Source organism: Qipengyuania sp. BR81-2 (genome assembly GCF_055693895.1).
The window spans coordinates 999,046-1,019,918 of the sequence record NZ_CM146344.1 but is presented as its reverse complement, the minus strand read 5'-3'; the positions used below and the strand labels follow the sequence as shown (position 1 = coordinate 1,019,918).

Sequence of the window (20,873 nt, the reverse complement as noted above, 5' to 3'; positions counted from 1 at the left end):
GCCCAATGATCCGTCCGGCTTTCGCCTTGCTTGCCTCTTTCGCGCTCGCGTCCTGCGGTGTCGCGCAGGACGACGGTGTGGTCGATATCGCCTATATCGAGCCAGCCGCCGCCGGGGTGGATAGCGGAGAATCTTTCGCGGGACGGCGGGCGGTGCTCGCTGCGAGCAGGCAGGGCCTTGTGCGGTTCAATGCCGTGGGAGAGGTCGTCCCGGCGCTCGCCGAGCGTTGGATCGTCACCGATGACGGGCGCAGCTACATCTTCCGCATTACCGAATTCGACCTTCCCGACGGTTCGCGCCTTACCGCGCAGACCGTAGCCGCCTCGATCCGCCAGACGATCCGCAATGCCCAAGGGACCAGCCTCGGTCTCGATCTCGCCAAGGTTACCGACGTCAGGGCGATGACGGGCAGGGTCATAGAGATCCGCCTCACGAGCCCGATGCCGGCTTTCCTGCAGCTGCTTGCGCAGCCCGAACTGGGCGTTTCGATCGCGGGCGGGCTGGCCGGACCGATGTCTCTCGAAATGGACGGGGAAACGCGGGTCCTGGAAGCGATCCCGCCGGAAGCCCGCGGCTTGGCTGAGCAGCCCGGATGGGAAGACATGACCCGAACCGTCGCTGTTACGCCGGTCGCGGCGGAACAGGCAGCCAGGGACTTTGCGCAAGGCGAGTTCGACATGATCCTCGGCGGGCGTGCAGCCTCCCTGCCGCTGGCGATCACCGGGGCACTCGCACGCGGGACGGTCCGGCTCGATTCCCCTATCGGCCTGTTGGGGTTCGAAGTAGCGCGTCAGGAGGACCTACTGTCCAGTACGGCAGGCCGCGAAGCTGTGGCCATTGCCATCGACCGTTCGGCCATGGTCCAGCAACTCAATCTCGGCGGCTGGGCCGACACGACCCGCATCGTGCCGCTGAACCTGCCCGGCTACGGCGAGGGGCTGGAGGAGCGCTGGTCCTCCCTGACCCTCGACCAGCGCCGCGCCCGCGCTTCGGCAGCCGTCTCGAGCTGGGAGAACGCCAATGGCCGCGATGCCGCTTTCACCATCGAATTGCCGCAGGGCCCCGGCTCTGACCTGATGTTCGCCTCGCTTCGCAGCGACATGGAACGGGTCGGCATCGCGGTTTCGCGCGCTGCACCGGGCGAAGGCGGGCACCTCGTGCTCAAGGACGAGACGGCCCGCTACACCGGCGCTCGGTGGTTCCTGAACCAGTTCAATTGCGCTGTGTCGCCGGGCGTGTGCTCGGAAGACGCCGACTTCCTCGTCCAGCTTGCCCTCGATGCCGCGAGCCCCGAAGAAGAGGCCAGCTATCTTGCCGAGGCAGAGACGACGCTGCTGGCGACCAACCTCTATATCCCTCTCGGCGCGCCGATCCGCTGGTCGCAAGTCCGCGCCGGCGTAGAGGGCTTTGCCGAGAATGCCTGGGCTTTCCATCCCTTGTTCCCGCTCTCGCGCGCCCCCATCTAGGTCGCATGGAAGACAATCGCCTCAAGCCATACACGCCCGAAACGTCTGCCTCGGATGGTGCGGCCAGCCCGTTGCGCTTCGATTTCCCCACGGGGAACGACCCGCAGTCCATCCGCAAGCGGATCGAGGCGATGGAAATGATCCTCGAGCGCAGTTTCGTGCTTCCGGGCACGAACTACCGGATCGGCCTCGACTCGATCGTCGGCCTCATCCCTGTCGTCGGCGACATCATTACTGCCGCCATGGGCAGCTATCTCGTGTGGGAGGCGAGGAACCTCGGACTGCCGCGCTGGAAACTGTGGCAGATGATGGGGCGGATCGGCGTCGATAGCGCGGTCGGCTCGATCCCCGTGGTCGGCGATGCCTTCGACCTCGTCTACCGGTCGAACACGAAGAACCTGAAAACGGTCAAGAAGCACCTCGACAAGCATCATCCGCAGACGCGGGTCATCGACCAGTAGTTTCATGAGTGACGAATGCGCGCTAGGGCTCACGCCCATGGCTTCAGACGTCACCTATTCGAGCTACCTCGACCTCGAGCGCATCCTCGCCGCACAGCATCCGGCCAGCGATGCCCATGACGAAATGCTCTTCATCATCGTCCACCAGGCCAGCGAGCTGTGGCTCAAGCTGTGCCTCCATGAACTTTTCGAAGCACGCGAATGTATCCGCGAGGACCGTTTGCGTCCCTCCTTCAAGATGCTTGCCCGCGTGGCGCGCGCGCAGGGCCAGCTGATCCAGAGCTGGGACGTGCTCAGCACGATGACCCCGCACGATTATTCGACCATCCGCCCGCACCTCGGCGGGTCGAGCGGTTTCCAGAGTGCGCAGTACCGGATGATGGAATTCCTCCTCGGCGGCCGAAATCCGGACATGATCACCATGCACGAGGCGACGCCCGACGTAGCCGAGAGCCTCCGCGAGGAACTCACCCGCAAGAGCATCTACGCCGAAGCAGTGGCACTTCTCGCTCGCCGCGGTTTCGACATCCCTGCAGAGGTGCTCGAGCGCGACCACGGCAGCCCGTGGGTGCACTCACCCGAAGTCGAAGCGGCCTGGGCAGAGATCTACCGCGACCCCAAGGAATATTGGGACCTCTACGAGCTGGCGGAAAAGCTGGTCGATCTCGAATATCATTTCCAGCGCTGGCGTTTCGGTCACCTCAAGACCGTCGAGCGGATCATCGGCTTCAAGCGGGGGACGGGCGGGACTCCGGGCGTGCCTTACCTTGCCGGCGTGCTCAAGGCGGCCTTCTTTCCCGAATTGCTGAGCGTGAGGACCGCCATATGAGCTCCTACAAGAGCAAGCGGCTGGTCTGGGACATCAGCCAGGTCCTGCGTCCCGGACTGCCGGTCTGGCCCGGTGATACCGACTTCGCTTTCGAGCGCACCTGGCGGATGGACGAGGGCTCGCCGGTTAATGTCGGCCGGATGACAATGAGCACGCATTCGGGCACGCATGCCGATGCGCCGCTGCACTATTCGCAGGAGGGTATCGATGCAGCGAGCATGGAGCTCGATCCCTATATCGGCACCTGTCTCGTAATCGACGCGCGCGGCGTTTCGGGCGAAATCGATGTCGCCGACCTGCCGCATATCGACAGTGTCGATCGCGTGTTGTTTCGCACATGGGAAACCTTCCCGCATGACGATTGGCGCAGCGACTGGACGCCGATTGCCGCCGAGACGATCGAATGGCTCGCGCTGCAGGGCGTGAAGCTAGTCGGGACCGACGCGCCGAGTGTCGATCCGCAGGAAAGCAAGACGATGGATGCACATTACGCGGTGCTCAAGCACGATATGCGCATCCTCGAAGGGCTGGTGCTCGATGACGTGCCCGAGGGGCGCTACGAACTCATCGCGCTGCCCCTGAAGGTCGGCGGCGGAGATGCGGGGCTGTGCCGTGCGATCCTGAGGGAACTGGCCGAATGATCGACCGCGCGAGAACTCTCGATGCGGGCGACCCGCTGCGCGACTATCGCGAGCGCTTCGATGTGCCCGAGGGCGTGATCTATCTCGACGGCAATTCGCTCGGCTGCCTTCCCAGCGCTACACCGGCGCGGCTCGAGCAGGTCGTGCGCGAGGAATGGGGCAGCGATCTCATCCGCAGCTGGAACAACGCCGGCTGGATCGACATGCCCGCGAAACTGGGCGGCAAGATCGCGCCTCTGATCGGCGCACAGCCGCATGAGGTGATCGTCGCCGACAGCGTATCGGTGAACCTCTTCAAGCTGATCTCGGCAGCTCTCGCCCTTCGGCCTGGGCGCAAGGCCGTGCTCAGCGAACCGGGCAATTTCCCGACCGACATCTACATGATCGAGGGGCTGCAGAAACAGGGCCTCGCCGAGCAGCGGCTGGTCGAGCGCGTCAAGCTTTTGGACGCGCTGGACGAGGAAGTTGCTCTGCTCCTCCTCACCCATGCTCATTACAAGACGGGCGAGCTGTTCGACATGGCGGCACTGACCCGCGCGGCCCACGAAGCGGGTGCGCTGGTGCTTTGGGACCTCTCGCACTCGGGAGGCGCACTGCCGGTGGACTTGGGCGGCTGCGAGGCCGACTTCGCGGTCGGCTGCGGCTATAAATACCTGAACGGCGGTCCCGGCGCGCCTGCCTATGCCTTTATCGCGCAGCGCCACATCGCGGACACGCAGCAGCCGCTTTCGGGCTGGATGGGCCACGCCGCGCCCTTCGCCTTCGACGACGATTACCGGCCCGCGCCGGGCATCGAGCGCCTGTTATGCGGCACGCCCGGCATCCTCGGTCTCGCAGCGCTCGAAGTGGGTGTCGACCTGATCGCCGAGATCGGTGTCGAGCAACTCTACGCCAAATCGCAAAGGCTTTCCGAGTTCTTCCGCCAGTGTCTGGCCGAATATGGCGTGAAGCTGGATCTGGTCAGCCCTGACGATCCTTCGACGCGCGGTAGCCAGCTCTCCTTTCGCCACGATGAGGCCTATGCCATCTGCCAGGCCCTCATCGCACGCGGCGTCATCGGCGACTTCCGCGATCCCGATATCCTGCGCTTCGGCTTCGCGCCCGCATACCTTCGTTTCAAGGACATGGCGGAAGCCGCGGGGCATCTGGCCGAGGTGCTCGAAAGCGGGGAGTGGCAACGCGACGAATTCCGCACCCGCTCTGCGGTAACCTGAGCTACTCTTCCAGCTCGATGTCCCAGTAGAGCCAGTCGCGCCACGTCTCGTGGAGGTAGTTCGGCGGGAACTGCTTGCCGTGTTGCTGCAGCTGCCAGTGCGTCGGGCGGATCGGCTCTGAGTAGAGCTTCATGCCAGCCTGCTTCGGCGTGCGGCCACCTTTCTTCATGTTGCAGGGCGCGCAGGCGGTTGCGATGTTCTCCCACGTGGTCTTCCCGCCGAGGCGGCGCGGGACCACGTGGTCGAAGGTGAGATTGTTCATGTCGCCACAGAACTGGCAGGAAAAGCGATCGCGCAGGAACAGGTTGAAGCGAGTGAAGGCGGGGAACTCGCTCGGCTTCACATATTGCTTCAGCGCGATCACGCTTGGGATCTTCATGTCGAGATTGGGTGAATGCACCTCGCGATCATATGTCGCAATCACGTCCACCCGATCTAGGAAGATCGCCTTGATGGCGGTCTGCCATGGCCACAGGCTTAGCGGATAATAGGAAAGCGGCGTGTAATCCGCATTCAGCACGAGGCTGGGGCAGGACTGGAGGTTCCGAGTGGGATCCTCTTCCGCCGAGCGGAACGTCGCAGCTCTCTCGATCAGTTCGGCCTTGAACACTTCTTGCGTCCCTCCCTGACTGCGTCGATACATCCATGCGCACATTCAAGCGTCAAGACCGTTACACACTGTCTATCCACAGACTTATCCCGTGCCTATGCACAGAAGGCGCGTTAGGAGGCCGGCATGGTGGTTACCCGTTTTGCTCCCAGCCCCAATGGCTCGCTGCATCTCGGGCATGCCTATTCGGCCGTTGTCGCGCATGACCTTGCGAAGGAGAGGGGAGGGCAGTTCCTCCTCAGGATCGAGGACATAGACGGGGATCGCTCGCTGCCCGACAAGCCCGACGAGTTTCGCGAGGACCTCGCCTGGCTCGGGCTCGAATGGGAGGAGGTGCCCGCCCAATCGACCCGGCTGGAAAGCTACGAGGAGGTCGCGCGCGACCTGCTGCACCGCGGGCTGCTCTATCCCTGCACATGCACGCGCAAGGAGATCAATGCGCTCAAACCGCGCATGGGACCGGATGGCGCGATCTATCCGGGCACCTGCAAGGGCCGCTCGCTGGTCATGGACAAGCCGGTCGCGCTGCGGCTCGATTCCGACCGTGCCATGGCGGAACTCGGCGAGCTTTTCTGGGAGGACGAGAACAACGGCACGCAGATCGCTGACCCGCGGATTTTTGGTGACGTGGTGCTGGTGCGCAAGGATGCGCCGGCAAGCTACCACCTCGCCGCGACGCTCGATGATGCGGCCGACGGGGTGACGCTCGTGACCCGCGGGCAGGACCTCTTCGCGATGACGCACATCCACCGCGTCCTGCAGGAGCTGCTGCACCTGCCCGTGCCTCACTGGCACCACCACCCTATCCTGATAGGCGAGGATGACCAGAAACTCGCCAAGCGCCGCAATTCGCCAAGTCTGGCGGACCGCCGCGCAAAGGGCGAGGACGGGCGCGAATTGGCGGGGCGCATCCGGCGCGGCGAATTCCCTGCTGGAATTACGCTCGCGAGTGCCTAAGTAGGCGGCATGAACACTTTCTTCATCATCGTTTTGCTCTTGGCCATGATCATGGTCGTTGTCTCACTCGTGCGCGGTGTGGTTGCTTTCCTGAAAAGCACCAAGATCGATCTCGAGAGCGGCGAACAGGTCGATGCCACGGAGATGCAGCTCGCGCAGAACAGGGCCATGATGGCCCGCGTGAAGTGGCAGGCCGTGGCGATCGTGGTGATTGCCATCATGCTCGCGGTCGCCAACTGACGCGCGGCCCCTCGTGGTCAAGCTAACCAAGATCTACACGCGCACCGGCGATGACGGGACCACGGGTCTGGTCGACGGATCGCGCCTGCCGAAGCATGCCGCGCGCATGGAAGCCATCGGCGCTGTCGATGAGGCCAATTCGGCCCTCGGCGTAGCTGCCGTCGCCTTGGAAGGCTCCCAGCACGCCGACGCGCTCTTCCGTATCCAGAACGACCTGTTCGACCTCGGCGCGGACCTTGCTACGCCGGCACCGAAGGGTGACGATTTCGCCCCGAGCGAAATGGTCCTGCGTGTCGTGACGGCGCAGGTGGAATGGCTGGAGAAAGCCATCGATGCGCTCAATGCCGACCTCGAACCGCTGACGAGCTTCGTCCTACCCGGTGGCAGCGAAGCATCGGCGAGGCTCCATATCGCCCGTGCCGCAACGCGCCAGGCAGAGCGTGCGATGACCGCCATGGCGTCGGTCGATGCGACCAATCCGCAGGCGCTCGCCTATATCAACCGGCTCTCCGACTACCTCTTCGTCCTCGCCCGCGTGGCGAACGATGGCGGCAAGCGCGACGTAAAGTGGATTCCCGGCGCTAATCGCTAGCCAAGCCTCTGTCCCCTCGCTAGACCGCGCGCTTTGCTGCACATGCGAAGGGATTTCTCGATGAGCAAGACGATCGCCATTATCGGCGCTGGCCAGATGGGCTCGGGTATCGCGCAGACGATCGCCCAGCACGGGATGGACGTGCTGCTGGCGGACGTCAGTCTCGAAGTGGCCGAGAAATCGGTTGCCGGTATCGACAAGGCGCTCGGCAAGCTGGTCGGCCGCGGCAAGATCGAGATCGCCGACGCAGAAGCCGCGATGAAGCGTATCACCCCCGTCGGCGATTACGATCGCATGACCGAGGCAGACTTCATCATCGAGGCAGCGACCGAGAAAGAAGAGATCAAGAAGGTCATCTTCGAAAAGGCAGGCCAGAAGCTCGGCGCCCATGCCGTGATGGCTTCGAACACCAGCTCAATCCCGATCACCCGCATGGCGAACTATTCGCCCGACCCCGCTCGCTTCATCGGGCTGCACTTCTTCAACCCCGTGCCCGTCATGGGCTTGATCGAAGTGATCCCGGGCCTCGCGACAAGCGACGAGACAACCGCTCGCACCAAGAGCTTTGCCGAAAGCCTCGGCAAGGAAGTGGTGCTGAGTCAGGACGAACCCGGCTTCGTGGTCAACCGCATCCTGCTGCCGATGATCAACGAGGCCGTCTTCGTGCTCGGCCAGTCGACTGCAGGCATCGAGGATATCGACAAGGGCTGCCGTCTCGGGCTCAACCACCCGATGGGTCCGCTTCAGCTGGCCGACTTCGTCGGTCTCGACACCTGCCTCGACATCCTGATGGTGCTCTACAAGACCACCCGCGACACTAAGTACCGCCCCGCGCCGCTGCTGGTGAAATATGTGGAAGCCGGATGGCTGGGACGCAAGACCGGCCGCGGCTTCTACGACTATTCGGGCGATGTCCCCGCGCCCACGCGATAGGAACTAGCGGCCCCTGCCACCCGTTGGTTGTGCAAAGGAGAATTTGCATGACCGAACGCAAGGTAGAGAGTCAGGAAATGCGCCAGTCGGGCCTCGCGCCCGAAACGCATAATGACGAGCAGGACGACCATCGCAGCCAGGCACAGGAAGTCGCCGAACAGGCGCGGCAGCTGACCAGCGAAACCGGATCACCCACCGAAAGCATCAAGGGCGATAACAAGTCCGGTCTGATGGGTGATTCCACGCAGGATACCATCGATCACATGCGCGACATGGAAAGCTCGGGCCGGATCGACATGGACGCCTATCGCGGCGAACCCAACCATGACGATAACGAAGGCAAGTACGGCAAGAGCAACGAAGTCGATCCGGACATCCCGAACGAAAACGACTAATCAGTCGACCAAATTCCCGTCATTGAGGATCCACAGGCCCGCGGTAAGGATCGCGGCGCCTGTGGCCACGGCATAGGCCATGATCTTGAAGTTGGGGGTCGGGATGGCCTCGAACTTGTGCGGGTCGAGCCTCTGCAACGTTCTGCATGCTCGCCGCTCCGCCGTAACCGCCAACCAGGCTCCACCGACGATGAACATGGTGGCGATGGCCTTTGCAAGCCATGGCGGCTCGAATTCACCGAATACAGCCCGAAAGCCCAGTCCGATGCCGATTGCGGCAAAGGCGGTGCGCATCCAGCCCGCAAAGGTCCGCTCCATCGCCATGATATTGCGGTCCTCGGCGAGGTCGGTGCGGAACTCCGCCCACTCTGTGCTCTTGTCCTTGCCCTTAGGCGGATCGTCCTGTGCCATGCTTGTCCAAGCGGATGAGCGCCGCGAGGGTTCCGCCGATCCTACAGGGGGTCCGTAGTGACAAAGGGCTCGGTATCGTTGACGAGATAGCTGTTATCAGGCGGCGTGGTGTCTGCAGGGCCGTCATTCGAGCCTGCCGCAGCATACCATAACTCGAGATCCGTCGTGGCCTTGCCATTGGTGGTGGCGGGCGCGGCATTGCCGCCCTCATCTGCCGATTCGCCGTACCATGCATCGAGGTCGATCGAAGCGTCGATTTGCGCTGCAGCAGGCTGTCGCGGGGCCGCGGCACCCGATTCCATCGAACGACCGGCAGGCAGGGCCTTGGTGCCGTGCTTTTCATGGAACGCGAGTTCGGCGCTGCGCATATTGGCGTCGCGGCCGAAATAGGTCGAGACGCCATAGAGCATCGCGGCACACAGGCCGGTGATCACGAGAAGTCCAATGAATGTCGCGCGCAAGGACATTCCTTCCGCTTAGCGGGAAAGGGTTAATTTCAGCTTTTCGCCGCCTCGGCCTTGAGCCGGTACAATTCGTCGAGCGCCTCGCGCGGCGAGAGCGAATCCACGTCGAGCGCTTCGAGCGTATCGCGCAGCGCGTCGCATTGCTCTTCCTCGGCCCGGGCAGTGACCGCGAACAGCGGCAGGTCGCCGAGGCCTGCAGCAAGCCCGCCGGTTTCCGCGCGGCCTTTTTCCAGCTTGTCGAGCACCGCCTTGGCGCGCTTGATGACGGGCTGCGGCACACCGGCAAGCTTGGCGACCGAGAGGCCGTAGCTGCGGTCCGCTGCGCCCTGTGCGAGCTCGTGCAGGAGGACGAGATCGCCCTTCCATTCGCGTGCCCGCACATGATGAAGGCTCAGTGCGTCGCAAGTATCGGCGAGGCGCGAAAGCTCGTGGTAGTGGGTGGCGAAAAGGCACCGACAGCCGAGCTGCTCGTGCACTGCCTCGACCACCGCCCAAGCGAGCGCCATGCCGTCATAGGTCGAGGTGCCGCGTCCTACCTCGTCAAGGATGACGAAGCTGCGCTCGGTCGCCTGTGAGAGGATCGCTGCGGTCTCGACCATCTCGACCATGAAGGTCGAACGCCCGCGCGCGAGATTGTCCGATGCGCCCACGCGGCTGAAGAGCCTGTCGGCAATACCGATACGGGCCGAGAAGGCAGGTACGAAGCTGCCCGCCTGCGCCAGCAACATGATCAGCGCGTTCTGGCGCAGGAAGGTCGATTTGCCGCCCATGTTCGGCCCGCCGATGAGCCACAGGCGATCGTCGGCGCCGAGCGAGCAGTCGTTGGCGACGAAACGTTCGCCCGTCTTGGCGAGCGCCTGCTCGACTACGGGATGCCGTCCGCCTGTCACATCTAGGCAAGGCTCGTCGGACATTTCGGGGCGCGTCCAGTCGCCTTCGACGGCGCGTTCGGCGAGCGCGGCGGCGACGTCGATACGGGCGAGCGCTGCGGCAGTTGCTGCGATCGCTTCGCGCGCGGCAACGACTTCGCCGACGAGTTCCTCGAAATGGGCTTCCTCGGCTGCCAGCGCATGGGCTCCGGCCTCGGCGATGCGGCCGGCTTCTTCGTGAAGGCCGATGGAGTTGAAACGTACCGCGCCGGCCATCGTCTGGCGATGGGTGAAGCCGCTGTCGGGCGCCATGAGCTTGTCGCCGTGCTTGGCGGGCACCTCGATGAAATAGCCGAGCACCTTGTTGTGCTTGATCTTGAGCGACGCTGTTTCGGTGTCATCGCGGTACTTGGCCTCGAGCGCGGCGATGGCCTTTCGTGCATTGCCGGATGTTTCGCGCAGCGCGTCGAGCGAGTGGTCGTATTCGGGAGCGATAAAGCCGCCCTGGCTGCGCTCGGTGGGCGGCGAGGCGACCAGCGCCCGCGCGAGATGATCGACGAGGGCAGCATGTCCGCTGAGCGCCTGCGAGGCATCGCTGAGCAGCGGCGGCAGATCCGCGCTCGCAACCAGCATGTCGCGCACGCGGCTTGCCTCCGACAGGCCATCGCGGATCTGGCCGAGATCGCGCGGACTGCCGCGTCCCGCGACAAGGCGGCCGAGCGCACGGCCGATGTCGGGTGCCTGCCGCAGGATCGCGCGAAGGTCTGCACGCAGGAGCGGATCGGAGTGGAAATGCTGCACGCTCGCAAGCCGCGCCTCGATACCGGCGCGGTCGGCCAGAGGTGCCGACAGGTCCTCGGCAAGCTGGCGTGCGCCTGCACCGGTCGCACAGCGATCGACACAGGCAATCAGGCTGCCCTCGCGTCCGCCATTCTGTGCGGTCAGGATTTCGAGGCTTGAACGTGTCGCTGCATCCATCGCGAGATGAGCACCGCTGCCGCGCGCGACCGGAGGGAGGAGGAACGGGAGCTTCCCGCGTCCGGTATGGTCGAGATAGGCGATCAATCCGGCAGCAGCGGCCAGCATCGGGCGCGAGAAATCGCCAAGCCCGTCCAGCGTCGCGAGGCCGTGGATGGCCTTGAGCCGTGCCTCGCCATCGTCGCTGCGGAAATCGTGGCGCGGGCGGGGAATGACGTCCGATGAACCGTCGTCCCAATCGTCTGGTGCAACGACTTCGCTCGCACCGAGGCGCGCCAGTGCCGCATCGAGCCGGTCGGGCTCGCAATCCTCAAGGCTCATACGACCGGTCGAGATGTCGCAGGCAGCAATGCCCACCCCGTCGCGGACCGGAGCGATCGCCACCAGCAGGTTGGCGCGCCGCGGTTCGAGCAGGGCCTCTTCGGTGAGCGTGCCCGCCGTAACGAAGCGTACGATGTCGCGCGCCACCAACGCCTTAGATACCGGTTTGCCTTCGCGCTTGGCGCGTTCCTTGGCCTCGTTGGGCGTCTCGGTCTGCTCGGCAATGGCAACGCGGCAGCCGCCCTTGATGAGCCTTGCAAGGTATCCCTCTGCCGAATGGACCGGCACGCCGCACATCGGCACAGGCTCGCCGCCATGCTCGCCGCGCGTGGTCAGCGCGATATCTAGTACCTGGCTGGCGACCTTCGCATCGTCGAAGAACAGCTCGAAGAAGTCTCCCATCCGGTAGAAGAGCAGGGCATCGCCTGCCTCGCGCTTGAGCGCGAGATACTGCTCCATCATCGGGGTGGGTTTAGCTGCCATGCGCCTTGCCGTAGCGGCCCACCTGACGATTCGGGAGTCGGGCAAGGCGCCTTTCCCCTATGACTTGGCGAAAAATATCCTTAGGGGCTTGGCCGACCAATCAGAGGACCAAGATGGCCGAAGAAAAGCAGACCGGTTTCACCGCGCGCGAGGCGCTGTTCTACCACGAGACTATCCGCCCGGGTAAGATCGAGATCATAGCCTCAAAGCCCATGGCGACGCAGCGCGACCTTGCGCTGGCCTATTCGCCGGGCGTCGCAGCACCGGTCGAAGCCATTGCCGAAAACCCTCAGGACGCGGCGCGCTACACCGCGCGTTCGAACCTCGTTGCGGTGATTTCGAACGGTACGGCGATCCTCGGCCTCGGCAATCTAGGTGCGCTGGCCTCGAAGCCGGTGATGGAAGGCAAGGCTGTCCTGTTCAAGCGCTTCGCCGACGTCGATTCGATCGACCTCGAACTCGACACCGAGGACCCGGAGGCTTTCATCAACGCCGTCGCGCTGATGGAACCGAGCTTCGGCGGCATCAACCTCGAAGACATCGCCGCACCAGAATGCTTCATCATCGAGCAGGCGCTGCGCGAGAAAATGAACATCCCGGTGATGCATGACGACCAGCACGGCACCGCGATCATCTCCGCTGCCGGCCTGATCAACGCCTGCCACCTGACCGGCCGCGATCTCGACAAGGTGAAGATGGTCGTGAACGGTGCCGGTGCATCGGCGCTGGCCTGCACCGCGCTGATCAAGGCAATGGGCGTACGCCACGAAAACGTGATCGTGTGCGACCGTGCAGGACCGATCTATCCGGGCCGTGAGAATGTCGACCAGTGGAAGAGCGCACATGCGGTCGAAACGCCGCACCGCAGCCTCGAAGAAGCGCTCGAGGGTGCCGACGTCTTCCTCGGCCTGTCTGCTGCAGGAGCGCTCAAGCCCGAGTGGGTCGAGAAGATGGCCGACAAGCCGATCATCTTCGCCATGGCCAACCCCGTACCCGAGATCATGCCCGAAGAGGCCAAGGCCGTGCGCCCCGATGCGATCATCGCCACCGGCCGGTCGGACTATCCGAACCAGGTTAACAACGTCCTCGGCTTCCCCTTCATCTTCCGCGGCGCGCTCGACGTGCAGGCGACCTCGATCAACGAGGAAATGAAGATCGCCGCCGCGCAGGCCATCGCTGAGCTCGCCCGCGAACGCGTGCCGGAAGAAGTGGCCGCCGCTTACGGCGTGAGCCACCAGTTCGGCGAGGATTACATCATTCCTGCGCCCTTCGATCCGCGCCTGATGGAAGTCGTGTCGTCGGCGGTTGCGCAGGCGGCGATGGATTCGGGTGTCGCACAGGCCCCGATCGAGGATTTCGAGGCCTACCGCCACGCGCTCAAGGTCAGGCTCAACCCGACCACCGGTGCGCTCACCAATATCTACGAGCAGGCCAAGGCGAATCCGAAGCGGGTCGTTTTCGCGGAGGCGGAAGAGGACGTAGTGCTGCGCGCCGCCATCCAGTTTCGCGACTATGGCTATGGCGAGCCGATCCTCGTCGGCCGCACAGAGAAGGTCCGCGAGAAGCTCGTCGAGCTGGCCGTGGACGATCCCGACGACTGGATCATCGAGAACTCGGCCGTGTCGGACAAGGTCCCGGCAATGGTCGACTATCTCTACAAGCGCCTGCAGCGCCGCGGCTATACCGAGCGCGACGTGGGCCGCATGGTCAACCAGGAGCGTAACGTCTTCGCTGCGCTGCTGGTCGCTCTCGGCCATGGCGAGGCGATGATCTCGGGCCTGACCCGCACATTCGCGCAGACCGCCCGCGAAGTCGGCCGCGTGCTCGATCCGAAGCCCGGCGCAACGCCTTTCGGCATTCACATGATGGTGGGCAAGAACCACACCACCTTCCTCGCCGATACGACGATCAACGAGCGTCCGAGTGCCGCCGAACTGGCTCATATCGCGCGCGAGACGGCGGCGGTCGCCCGGCGCATGGGCCATGAGCCGCGCGTCGCTTTCCTGTCCTACTCGACCTTCGGGAATCCTTCGGGCCAGTGGCTGGGCAACATCCGCGATGCGGTGGCACTGCTCGACGCGGACGAGGGCGTGAACTTCGAATATGAAGGCGAAATGGCGCCCGATGCGGCGCTCAACCCGAAGGTGATGGAGCTTTATCCGTTCAACCGCCTTTCGGGACCTGCCAACGTGTTGATCATGCCCGGCCTCCAGTCCGCCAACCTCTCGGCCAAGCTGCTGCGCGAGCTGGGCGGCGAGACCACGATCGGCCCGATGATGGTCGGGATGGAAAAGCCGGTCCAGATCGCTCCGATGACCGCGATCGCGCCCGACGTGCTCACGCTCGCCGTGCTCGCAAGCGCCGGCGTGGTGGGCTGAGGAGGCGGTTCGTCGCCCAATCGGCGCGGCCCGCCGAGCCGTTCATCTTTGTGCAAGTGCGCGAGCGCTTCAGCATCCTTCACGTGCAAGGGATCGCATGTGAAAGGATAAGAAAATGAAGAAGTTTTTCGCACTTGCCGTCATTGGCGCCGGCTTCGTCGCCACCCCCGCCATGGCAGATGACAACGAGGCCCCGAGCGGGTTCTTCATCGGCGCACTGGGCGGCTATGAGGGCGTCGACGTGGAATCGGCCGATGGCACAGCCACGGCGACCGCCGACAGCGCCGTCTACGGTATCAACGCAGGCTACGACCTCGGCCTTGGCGGTGCATTCGTCGGTATCGAGGGCGAGCTTTCGACCAGCGACGGCTCGACGAGCTTTCCCGGCAGCTTCGCCGGTGCCCGCGAAGGCCTCGAAACCAATGGCCAGTACTATCTCGGTGCGCGTGCCGGGTTTGCGCTGACCCCGGGCATCGCGGCCTACGGCAAGGTGGGTTACACCTCGCTCGACACGACCGCCTTTACCTCCAGCGGTTCGCTTTCGGATCTCGAGGAGAACACCGACGGCATCCGCTATGGCGCGGGCCTCCAGATCGAGCTGCCCTCGGCTCTCGAGGCGCGCCTCGAGTACCGCCGCTCGCAGTACAACGACCTCGCCGACATCGACCAGGGTGAAGCGACGACCGACCAGATCGTCGCCGGTATCGGCCTGCGCTTCTAAGCGCCGGGCTTCCTAGAACGGCAGGGCCTTGCCGGTGTAGTCGACATATGCGTAGCCACCGCTCGCGTTCTCGACGACATCGGCGAGGCCCTTGCGCTTTCCTCGACGGTGATGTGCGCATTCGGGCCGCCCATGTCGGTCTGCACCCAGCCGGGATGGAGCGAGAGCACGGCGATGTCGCGCTCCTTCGCATCCTGTTCAGCAATGCCCTTGGCGAGCATGTTCTGCGCGGTCTTGCTCGTCCGGTAGAGCTCGTAACCGCCCGAGCTGTCCTCGATCGAGCCCATGAGCGAGCTCATGAAGGACAGCGATCCGCCCTGCTTGATCTGCGGCAGCAGCTTTTTGCCGAGATGCGCGGGGCCGAAGGCGTTGGTCATCATCACCTCAGCCACTTCCTCTGACGTCGCCTGCTCGCTCGACTGGTGCCCTGCGCCGGTGATGCCGGCATTGACGATCACGGCGTCGAATTCGCCATCAACCGAAAAGGTCGAGGGATCGGTCACGTCGAGAGTCTCGACAGCCACGCCATCGAGCGAATGAAGTTCTTCGCTTTGCGAGCGCTCGGTTCCCGTGACGTCCCAGCCGCGCTCCTTGAACTCCTTTGCAAGGCCGAGGCCGATGCCGCGCGATGCGCCAACGATGAGTACGTGCTTGCTCATTTCGAAAATCTCCTAGGCCGGGTGGACCAGCGTCTTGAGGTTCATGAATTCATGGAGGCCGAACTCGGCCAGTTCGCGCCCGTGGCCAGAGCGCTTGATGCCGCCGAATGGTGCCTCGATCCTGGAGCCGTTGACCGCGTTGAAAGTGGTCATGCCTGCCTCGATGGCATTGGCGAAGTGTTCCTTCTCGTCTTCGTCATTGGTCCAGACCGCCGATCCGAGGCCGTAGGGGATCGCATTGGCGATGGTCGTCGCCTCGTCGATGTCCTTGGCCTTGTAGAGCTGTCCGACGGGCCCGAAGATCTCGTCGGTCCCCGTTTCGCTGGCGAGCGGGACATCGGTGAGAAGACCGGCGGTCATCCATGCGCCGGGTCGGTCGATCTTCTCGCCACCGAACACCAGCGTGCAGCCCTCTTCTTTTGCCTTTTCGACCTGGTCGAGAACGGTGTTGCGCTGGCCCTCGCTCGACAGCGGGCCGAGTTCGGTATCGTCCTCCATCGGGTCGCCCAGCTTCACATCCTTGAGCGCCGCGATGAACCTGTCGGCAAAGTCGTCGTAGATGTCGGCATGGACGATAGTCCGCTTGCCGCAGATGCAGGACTGGCCGTTGTTCTGGATGCGCGCGAAGACTGCGTCCTTCACCGCCTGGTCCATGTCTGCCGAGGGCATGACGATGAAGGGATCGGTTCCGCCCAGTTCGAGCACGACCTTCTTGAGGTTCTTGCCCGCGCGCTCGGCCACGGCGCTGCCTGCGCCCTCGCTGCCGGTCAGCGTCGCCGCCACGATACGCGGATCGTCGATCACCTTGCCGATCGGATCGGACGAGACACACAGGTTTTGGAACAGGCCTTCGGGACCGCCGGCTTCAAGGACCAGCTCTTCCATCTTCTGCGCCACGCCCTGCACGATGCTGGCGTGTTTGAGGACGCCTACATTGCCCGCAAGGATCGTCGGCGTCAGGAAGCGGATGACCTGCCAGTATGGGAAATTCCACGGCATCACGGCCAGCACCGGGCCCTGCGGCAGCCAGCGCGCTTCGGCCCGGCCGCCATCCGAAAGGTCCCAGAACTTGGACTCGAGCATCGGTGGGCCGTTGTCGGCATAATAGTGCAGCAGGCTCACGCATTTCTCGACTTCGCTGCGCGCCTGCGTGATCGGCTTGCCCATCTCGGTCACCGCGAGGCGGGCGAGCTCTTCCTTCTTCTCCTCGTAGATGTCGCCCAGCGCGTGAAGCAGCGTGGTGCGCTGGTCCAGCGAGGTGGTGCGCCAGTCGCGATAGGTGCGGGTCGCGGTCTCGAGCTTCGCGTCGATCCCATTCTCGTCGAGCGTTTCGTAAGTGGCAATCGTCTCGCCGGTCGCTGGATTGGTGGTCGTGATCAAAACGAGTTCCTTCGTGTCTCTTGCACCATCAATGGGCACGGGGCGGGCGTGTTCCGCACCTATGTCTCGCAATCGGCGAACGGTCGGGCTAGTCTTGCCAAATGGATGCCATTCCGAACCAGCGACACCGCTTCGCGATTCCTCCCGACATCCACTATTTGAACTGCGCCTACATGGCGCCGCTTTCTGACAGCGTGTCGAAGGCAATGGTCGACGGCGCGATGCTGAAGCGCTCGCCATGGGCCTACAGGCCGCAGGATTTCTTCACCGCGAGCGAGGCGTTCCGCGACAAGGCCGGCGAGCTTGCCGACACGCGCCCCTACAACATCGCGATCGTCCCCTCGGCGAGTTACGGGCTCGCCGTCGCAGCGCGCAATCTGCCGGTGGAAGCAGGCCAGACGATCGTCACGCTTTCCGACCAGTTTCCTTCCAACGTCTACATATGGCGCTCGCTTGCCGAAGAGCGGGGCGCGCGGGTGGTGGCCGTGTCGCGCGGAAGCGAAGCGTGCTGGACCGAGGCAGTCCTCGAAGCCATTGACGAGGACACCGCGATTGCAGCGCTTCCGCATTGCCACTGGGCCGACGGGCGGATCGTCGACCTTGAAAGGGTAGGGCAGAAGTGCCGCGCGGTGGGGGCGGCCCTCGTGCTCGACCTCACCCAGTCGCTCGGAGCCCTGCCGCTCGACTTCGAGGCGGTGAAACCCGATTTCGCTGTCGCCGCCTGCTACAAGTGGCTGATGGGGCCATACGGGATCGGTATGCTTTACGTCGATCCGAGGCACCACGAGGGCGAGCCGCTCGAGCAGAACTGGATCAACCGCGGAGGGTCGGAAGATTTCACCCGGCTGGTCGACTATCGCGATGATTACCAGCCCGGCGCCCGGCGCTTCGACTTCGGCGAGCGATCGAATCCACCGCTCCTGAACGGCGCGATTGCGGCGTTCGATTTCTTGCTTGAGCTCGGAATCGAGGCAATCGCGGAAGAGCTGGGCAGGGCGACCTTGCGCATTGCGTCGGAAGCGGAGAAGCTCGGGCTGACTTCGGCGCCGATCGGCGTTCGCGCGCCGCATTTCCTCTCTCTCGGCTTTCCGGACGGCGTGCCGGAGGGGCTCACGGAGAAGCTGGCGGAACGGAAGGTCTTCGTGTCGCTCCGCGGCCAGTCGCTGCGCGTCACACCGCATCTCTACAACACGCCCGAAGATACCGAGGCCCTGCTGGAGACCTTGCGCGAAATGCTCTGAAAGCGGTTATTTCCGGCGGAAGCGGAAGTACCAGACCTCGTGGCCATACGTGTTGCGCGCCTTGTGCTCGTAGCGCGTCTCGCACCAGCCCGAGGGGCGATTTTCCCAGCTGTGCCGGTCCTCGACCACCCATTCGAATTCGTCGGTGAAGCGGCGCATGACCATCAGCGCGTGACGCAGATAGACCGGATGATCGGTGCCGAAGCGGAATTCACCGCCGGGCTTGAGCTTGTCTGCGATCATGCGCACCGGCCCGTCGTTCATCATGCGCCGCTTGGCGTGCTTGTTCTTGGGCCAAGGATCGGGATGGAGCAGGTAGAGCATCGTCAGCGCACCGTCGGGGACGCGGGCGAGCGCATCGAGCGCGTCTCCGTGATGGATGCGGACATTGGCGAGGCCGCCGTCGCGCACATGGGTCAGCGCCTGTGCGACGCCGTTGAGGAAGGGCTCTGCACCGATGAAGCCATGGTCGGGCAGCAGGTCCGCGCGATAGGCAAGATGCTCGCCTGCACCGAAACCGATCTCGAAATGCAGCGGCCTGTCGAAGCCGAAGAGCGCCTCTGACGTGACGGGGCCTTCCACAGGTACAGCGATTTGCGGCAGCAGCTTGTCCACCAGCTCCTGCTGGGACGCGCGCAAGGGCTTGCCCTGGCTGCGGCCGTAGAGCCGGTTGAGCGTGGTCGGATCGCCTTCCTTGAATGCTGACATGCGCAGCCCGCTAGGCGATGGCAGCGGGGCTTGTCCAGCTTGTCGGCACGGTCAATTCGGGGGTTGAGGGGGAGGGGCAGTTTCGCTACTCGCCCTCGCGACATGAATGATCTCCTAAACGACTATTTCGAACTCGCCCTCTGGCTCCAGTCGCTGATCGCGCTGACGGGGCTGGCGCTCGTCGCGCTGGCGGTGAACTGGCTCATAAAGCGGGTGCTGCTGCGCTTTGCCGAGCCCTATCTCGATACGCGCAGCAAGACTGCCGACAAGGCAGCGGCGTGGCTCGCTACGGTCATCCCGCTGCTGATCATATCGCGCGGCATCCAGGCAGTCCCCAACCTGCCGGAAGAGGTGACGACGGTTACCGTCAATGTGGCCCAATCGCTTATCGTCCTGTCGGTTGCGATGGGGGTCAACTGGGCGCTGAACTACGTCAACGAGCTATACTCGCGACGCCCCGAAGCCCGTAGCCGGCCGATCAAGGGCTACGTGCAGGTCCTCAAGATCGCGATCTTCTTCGGTGCGGCGATACTGATGATCGCCGTGCTGATCGAGCAGTCGCCGCTACTGCTTCTATCGGGCCTCGGCGCGATGGCCGCGGTGCTCCTGCTGGTGTTCAAGGACACCATCCTCAGCCTCGTCGCCAGCGTCCAGCTGACCAGCAACGACATGCTGCGCGTGGGCGACTGGATCGAGATGCCGAGCATGAATGCCGATGGCGACGTGATCGACATTGCGCTCCACACGGTGAAGGTCCAGAATTTCGACAAGACCATCACCACGATCCCGACGCACAGGCTGATAGCCGACAGCTATCGGAACTGGCGCGGGATGAGCGAGAGCGGCGGGCGGCGGATCAAGCGCAGCCTCGTGATCGACCAAAATTCGGCCCGTTTCCTGACCGAAGAAGAAGTGGTGGGCCTCAAGCGCTTCCGCCTGCTTCACGGTTACCTCGATCGCAAGGAGCAGGAGATCGCCGAGTGGAACCGGCACGAGCTGTCCAGCGATTGCGACGAGATCAATGCGCGGCGGATTACCAACCTCGGGACCCTCCGCGCCTATGTGATCGCCTATCTCAAGAGCCATCCGCGCATCGCGGGCGAGGGCTTTACCCTGCTTGTCCGTCAGCTTCCGCCGGGGCCGCAGGGCCTACCGCTCGAGATCTACTGCTTCACCAACACCGTGAACTGGGGAGAGTACGAGGCGATCCAGGCCGACATTTTCGACCACATGCTCGCGATCCTGCCGGAATTCGGCCTGCGCATCTACCAGCAGCCGAGCGGGCTCGACCTTGCAGCGGCAGTGAAGTCACTGCCGGGCCGGGTGACTTAGTGCTTGGTTACGGCCTCGAGTTCGCCGGTGCCACGCCTGTCCTGCCGGGCTGCGAAACTCGTTTCAATGAGGTTCGTCAGGACGTGCGGCATTACCGGCTTGCGCAGGATACGATCGGGCTGGATGCCGTCGAGCCGTGCGGCGATGTCGTTGATGTCCCAGCCGGTGACCAGGATCGTGAACATGTCGGGGCTCGAGCGCTTGACCGCCTCGAGCAATTCGAGGCCGTCGTGATCGCCATCGAGAGCGAAGTCGAGAATCAGGAAATCGGGTGGTGCATCGCGCAACAGCTTGATCGCGTCGGCGGCATTGGCAGCGCGGCCGACGACCGTGCATCCAGCCGATTTGCAAGTTTCATCGAGCATGAAGGCAAGAATCTCGTCATCCTCGACGATCGCCACCTTCGGTTGAATTGAAGCTACCATTGCGAAACCCTCCGCCGTTGCCGGCAAACAAATCGCAAGCGCAGCCCCCTTGCGCTCGACCAAAACTCCCCCTGATGAGACGAACTATCTAAACGCATAATGCGTTTAAATTACGTAATGTTACGTAGCAGAAATCGTTCCCGGAATAAATAACATAAGAACCGA

The 20,873-nt window shown here is 63.8% G+C and carries 22 protein-coding genes; 14 read left to right on the top strand and 8 right to left on the bottom strand.

Features of this window, described 5'->3' with window-relative positions; genetic code table 11:
* Window positions 1–5: 5 nt before the first annotated feature.
* The 5 genes from ACZ1G8_RS04970 to kynU are packed head-to-tail and all read left to right on the top strand — an operon-like array spanning window position 6 to window position 4,611.
* On the top strand, window positions 6–1,466 hold the full coding sequence (locus ACZ1G8_RS04970; RefSeq protein WP_472680710.1) for an ABC transporter substrate-binding protein: 1,461 nt from the start codon (window positions 6–8) through the stop codon (window positions 1,464–1,466).
* Window positions 1,467–1,471: 5 nt separating this feature from the next.
* The gene (locus ACZ1G8_RS04965) at window positions 1,472–1,927 is read left to right on the top strand and encodes a DUF4112 domain-containing protein (RefSeq protein WP_472680709.1); all 456 of its coding nucleotides are present in this window, start codon (window positions 1,472–1,474) and stop codon (window positions 1,925–1,927) included.
* A 37-nt stretch (window positions 1,928–1,964) separates the two neighbouring features.
* Window positions 1,965–2,756, top strand: coding sequence for a tryptophan 2,3-dioxygenase (locus tag ACZ1G8_RS04960; RefSeq protein WP_472681195.1), 792 nt, complete (start codon window positions 1,965–1,967; stop codon window positions 2,754–2,756).
* Window positions 2,753–3,397, top strand: coding sequence for an arylformamidase (gene kynB, locus ACZ1G8_RS04955; RefSeq protein ID WP_472680708.1), 645 nt, complete (start codon window positions 2,753–2,755; stop codon window positions 3,395–3,397). The genes ACZ1G8_RS04960 and kynB overlap by 4 nt, the downstream gene beginning before the upstream one ends.
* Window positions 3,394–4,611 (top strand): kynureninase, encoded by a 1,218-nt coding sequence (gene kynU, locus ACZ1G8_RS04950; RefSeq protein ID WP_472680707.1) that lies wholly within the window; start codon window positions 3,394–3,396, stop codon window positions 4,609–4,611. Before kynB ends, kynU begins: the two co-directional genes overlap by 4 nt.
* A gap of 1 nt (window position 4,612) precedes the next feature.
* Here the strand turns inward: kynU and ACZ1G8_RS04945 are convergent, their stop codons facing one another.
* Window positions 4,613–5,221, bottom strand: a complete 609-nt coding sequence (locus tag ACZ1G8_RS04945; protein WP_221427470.1) for an HNH endonuclease — start codon at window positions 5,219–5,221, stop codon at window positions 4,613–4,615.
* A gap of 126 nt (window positions 5,222–5,347) precedes the next feature.
* Here ACZ1G8_RS04945 and gluQRS point away from each other — a divergent pair, with 126 nt between their 5' ends.
* From gluQRS to ACZ1G8_RS04920, 5 genes are read left to right on the top strand one after another with little or no spacing between them, the layout of a single operon-like run.
* Window positions 5,348–6,178, top strand: a complete 831-nt coding sequence (gene gluQRS / locus ACZ1G8_RS04940) for a tRNA glutamyl-Q(34) synthetase GluQRS (RefSeq protein WP_472680705.1) — start codon at window positions 5,348–5,350, stop codon at window positions 6,176–6,178.
* A 9-nt stretch (window positions 6,179–6,187) separates the two neighbouring features.
* Complete coding sequence (locus ACZ1G8_RS04935) at window positions 6,188–6,418, top strand: hypothetical protein (RefSeq protein WP_472680703.1); 231 nt, start codon at window positions 6,188–6,190, stop codon at window positions 6,416–6,418.
* Between the two features lie 13 nt (window positions 6,419–6,431).
* Window positions 6,432–7,010, top strand: coding sequence for a cob(I)yrinic acid a,c-diamide adenosyltransferase (locus tag ACZ1G8_RS04930; RefSeq protein ID WP_472680701.1), 579 nt, complete (start codon window positions 6,432–6,434; stop codon window positions 7,008–7,010).
* Between the two features lie 60 nt (window positions 7,011–7,070).
* The gene (locus ACZ1G8_RS04925; protein WP_472680699.1) at window positions 7,071–7,943 is read left to right on the top strand and encodes a 3-hydroxyacyl-CoA dehydrogenase NAD-binding domain-containing protein; all 873 of its coding nucleotides are present in this window, start codon (window positions 7,071–7,073) and stop codon (window positions 7,941–7,943) included.
* A 47-nt stretch (window positions 7,944–7,990) separates the two neighbouring features.
* On the top strand, window positions 7,991–8,338 hold the full coding sequence (locus ACZ1G8_RS04920; RefSeq protein WP_472680697.1) for a hypothetical protein: 348 nt from the start codon (window positions 7,991–7,993) through the stop codon (window positions 8,336–8,338).
* Here the strand turns inward: ACZ1G8_RS04920 and ACZ1G8_RS04915 are convergent, their stop codons facing one another.
* Genes ACZ1G8_RS04915 through mutS form a run of 3 tightly spaced genes read right to left on the bottom strand, consistent with a single transcriptional unit; the run spans window position 8,339 to window position 11,864 of the window.
* The gene (locus ACZ1G8_RS04915) at window positions 8,339–8,749 is read right to left on the bottom strand and encodes a YidH family protein (RefSeq protein ID WP_472680696.1); all 411 of its coding nucleotides are present in this window, start codon (window positions 8,747–8,749) and stop codon (window positions 8,339–8,341) included. It lies immediately after the preceding gene.
* A 41-nt stretch (window positions 8,750–8,790) separates the two neighbouring features.
* Window positions 8,791–9,210, bottom strand: coding sequence for a hypothetical protein (locus tag ACZ1G8_RS04910; RefSeq protein WP_472680695.1), 420 nt, complete (start codon window positions 9,208–9,210; stop codon window positions 8,791–8,793).
* A gap of 35 nt (window positions 9,211–9,245) precedes the next feature.
* The gene (gene mutS, locus ACZ1G8_RS04905; RefSeq protein ID WP_472680694.1) at window positions 9,246–11,864 is read right to left on the bottom strand and encodes a DNA mismatch repair protein MutS; all 2,619 of its coding nucleotides are present in this window, start codon (window positions 11,862–11,864) and stop codon (window positions 9,246–9,248) included.
* Window positions 11,865–11,977: 113 nt separating this feature from the next.
* Between mutS and ACZ1G8_RS04900 the strand changes: the two genes are divergently transcribed.
* Together ACZ1G8_RS04900 and ACZ1G8_RS04895 are read left to right on the top strand one after the other, a co-directional pair.
* Window positions 11,978–14,242 (top strand): NADP-dependent malic enzyme, encoded by a 2,265-nt coding sequence (locus tag ACZ1G8_RS04900; RefSeq protein WP_221427479.1) that lies wholly within the window; start codon window positions 11,978–11,980, stop codon window positions 14,240–14,242.
* A gap of 115 nt (window positions 14,243–14,357) precedes the next feature.
* A complete protein-coding gene (locus ACZ1G8_RS04895) occupies window positions 14,358–14,963 on the top strand; it encodes an outer membrane protein (protein WP_472680692.1) in 606 nt (201 codons plus the stop codon).
* On the opposite strand, the gene ACZ1G8_RS04890 is transcribed toward ACZ1G8_RS04895, so the two are convergent.
* Together ACZ1G8_RS04890 and ACZ1G8_RS04885 are read right to left on the bottom strand one after the other, a co-directional pair.
* Window positions 14,960–15,622 (bottom strand): SDR family NAD(P)-dependent oxidoreductase, encoded by a 663-nt coding sequence (locus ACZ1G8_RS04890; RefSeq protein WP_472680691.1) that lies wholly within the window; start codon window positions 15,620–15,622, stop codon window positions 14,960–14,962. The genes ACZ1G8_RS04895 and ACZ1G8_RS04890 overlap by 4 nt on opposite strands.
* A gap of 12 nt (window positions 15,623–15,634) precedes the next feature.
* The gene (locus ACZ1G8_RS04885; RefSeq protein ID WP_472680689.1) at window positions 15,635–17,002 is read right to left on the bottom strand and encodes an NAD-dependent succinate-semialdehyde dehydrogenase; all 1,368 of its coding nucleotides are present in this window, start codon (window positions 17,000–17,002) and stop codon (window positions 15,635–15,637) included.
* A 101-nt stretch (window positions 17,003–17,103) separates the two neighbouring features.
* On the opposite strand from ACZ1G8_RS04885, the gene ACZ1G8_RS04880 reads away from it, so the two are divergent.
* Entirely contained in the window at window positions 17,104–18,243 is a 1,140-nt protein-coding gene (locus ACZ1G8_RS04880) for an aminotransferase class V-fold PLP-dependent enzyme (protein WP_472680688.1), read from the top strand.
* Window positions 18,244–18,249: 6 nt separating this feature from the next.
* Here the strand turns inward: ACZ1G8_RS04880 and trmB are convergent, their stop codons facing one another.
* The gene (trmB, locus tag ACZ1G8_RS04875) at window positions 18,250–18,951 is read right to left on the bottom strand and encodes a tRNA (guanine(46)-N(7))-methyltransferase TrmB (protein WP_472680687.1); all 702 of its coding nucleotides are present in this window, start codon (window positions 18,949–18,951) and stop codon (window positions 18,250–18,252) included.
* A gap of 102 nt (window positions 18,952–19,053) precedes the next feature.
* Here trmB and ACZ1G8_RS04870 point away from each other — a divergent pair, with 102 nt between their 5' ends.
* Window positions 19,054–20,283 carry a mechanosensitive ion channel family protein gene (locus ACZ1G8_RS04870; protein WP_472680686.1) on the top strand — a complete coding sequence of 410 codons (1,230 nt, stop codon included), beginning with the start codon at window positions 19,054–19,056 and terminating at the stop codon, window positions 20,281–20,283.
* Here the strand turns inward: ACZ1G8_RS04870 and ACZ1G8_RS04865 are convergent.
* Window positions 20,280–20,708 carry a response regulator gene (locus ACZ1G8_RS04865; RefSeq protein WP_472680684.1) on the bottom strand — a complete coding sequence of 143 codons (429 nt, stop codon included), beginning with the start codon at window positions 20,706–20,708 and terminating at the stop codon, window positions 20,280–20,282. The genes ACZ1G8_RS04870 and ACZ1G8_RS04865 overlap by 4 nt on opposite strands.
* Window positions 20,709–20,873: the final 165 nt, after the last annotated feature.

Excerpts from the sequence above, each read along its gene's own strand:
- ACZ1G8_RS04895 (WP_472680692.1), top strand. The coding sequence starts at position 14,358 with ATGAAGAAGTTTTTCGCACTTGCCGTCATTGGCGCCGGCTTCGTCGCC.
- kynU (WP_472680707.1), top strand. The coding sequence starts at position 3,394 with ATGATCGACCGCGCGAGAACTCTCGATGCGGGCGACCCGCTGCGCGAC.
- ACZ1G8_RS04870 (WP_472680686.1), top strand. The coding sequence starts at position 19,054 with ATGAATGATCTCCTAAACGACTATTTCGAACTCGCCCTCTGGCTCCAG.
- ACZ1G8_RS04900 (WP_221427479.1), top strand. The coding sequence starts at position 11,978 with ATGGCCGAAGAAAAGCAGACCGGTTTCACCGCGCGCGAGGCGCTGTTC.
- ACZ1G8_RS04865 (WP_472680684.1), bottom strand. The coding sequence starts at position 20,708 with ATGGTAGCTTCAATTCAACCGAAGGTGGCGATCGTCGAGGATGACGAG.
- ACZ1G8_RS04920 (WP_472680697.1), top strand. The coding sequence starts at position 7,991 with ATGACCGAACGCAAGGTAGAGAGTCAGGAAATGCGCCAGTCGGGCCTC.
- mutS (WP_472680694.1), bottom strand. The coding sequence starts at position 11,864 with ATGGCAGCTAAACCCACCCCGATGATGGAGCAGTATCTCGCGCTCAAG.
- ACZ1G8_RS04925 (WP_472680699.1), top strand. The coding sequence starts at position 7,071 with ATGAGCAAGACGATCGCCATTATCGGCGCTGGCCAGATGGGCTCGGGT.
- trmB (WP_472680687.1), bottom strand. The coding sequence starts at position 18,951 with ATGTCAGCATTCAAGGAAGGCGATCCGACCACGCTCAACCGGCTCTAC.
- ACZ1G8_RS04960 (WP_472681195.1), top strand. The coding sequence starts at position 1,965 with ATGGCTTCAGACGTCACCTATTCGAGCTACCTCGACCTCGAGCGCATC.
- ACZ1G8_RS04880 (WP_472680688.1), top strand. The coding sequence starts at position 17,104 with ATGGATGCCATTCCGAACCAGCGACACCGCTTCGCGATTCCTCCCGAC.
- ACZ1G8_RS04915 (WP_472680696.1), bottom strand. The coding sequence starts at position 8,749 with ATGGCACAGGACGATCCGCCTAAGGGCAAGGACAAGAGCACAGAGTGG.
- ACZ1G8_RS04965 (WP_472680709.1), top strand. The coding sequence starts at position 1,472 with ATGGAAGACAATCGCCTCAAGCCATACACGCCCGAAACGTCTGCCTCG.
- ACZ1G8_RS04935 (WP_472680703.1), top strand. The coding sequence starts at position 6,188 with ATGAACACTTTCTTCATCATCGTTTTGCTCTTGGCCATGATCATGGTC.
- gluQRS (WP_472680705.1), top strand. The coding sequence starts at position 5,348 with ATGGTGGTTACCCGTTTTGCTCCCAGCCCCAATGGCTCGCTGCATCTC.
- ACZ1G8_RS04890 (WP_472680691.1), bottom strand. The coding sequence starts at position 15,622 with ATGAGCAAGCACGTACTCATCGTTGGCGCATCGCGCGGCATCGGCCTC.
- ACZ1G8_RS04970 (WP_472680710.1), top strand. The coding sequence starts at position 6 with ATGATCCGTCCGGCTTTCGCCTTGCTTGCCTCTTTCGCGCTCGCGTCC.
- kynB (WP_472680708.1), top strand. The coding sequence starts at position 2,753 with ATGAGCTCCTACAAGAGCAAGCGGCTGGTCTGGGACATCAGCCAGGTC.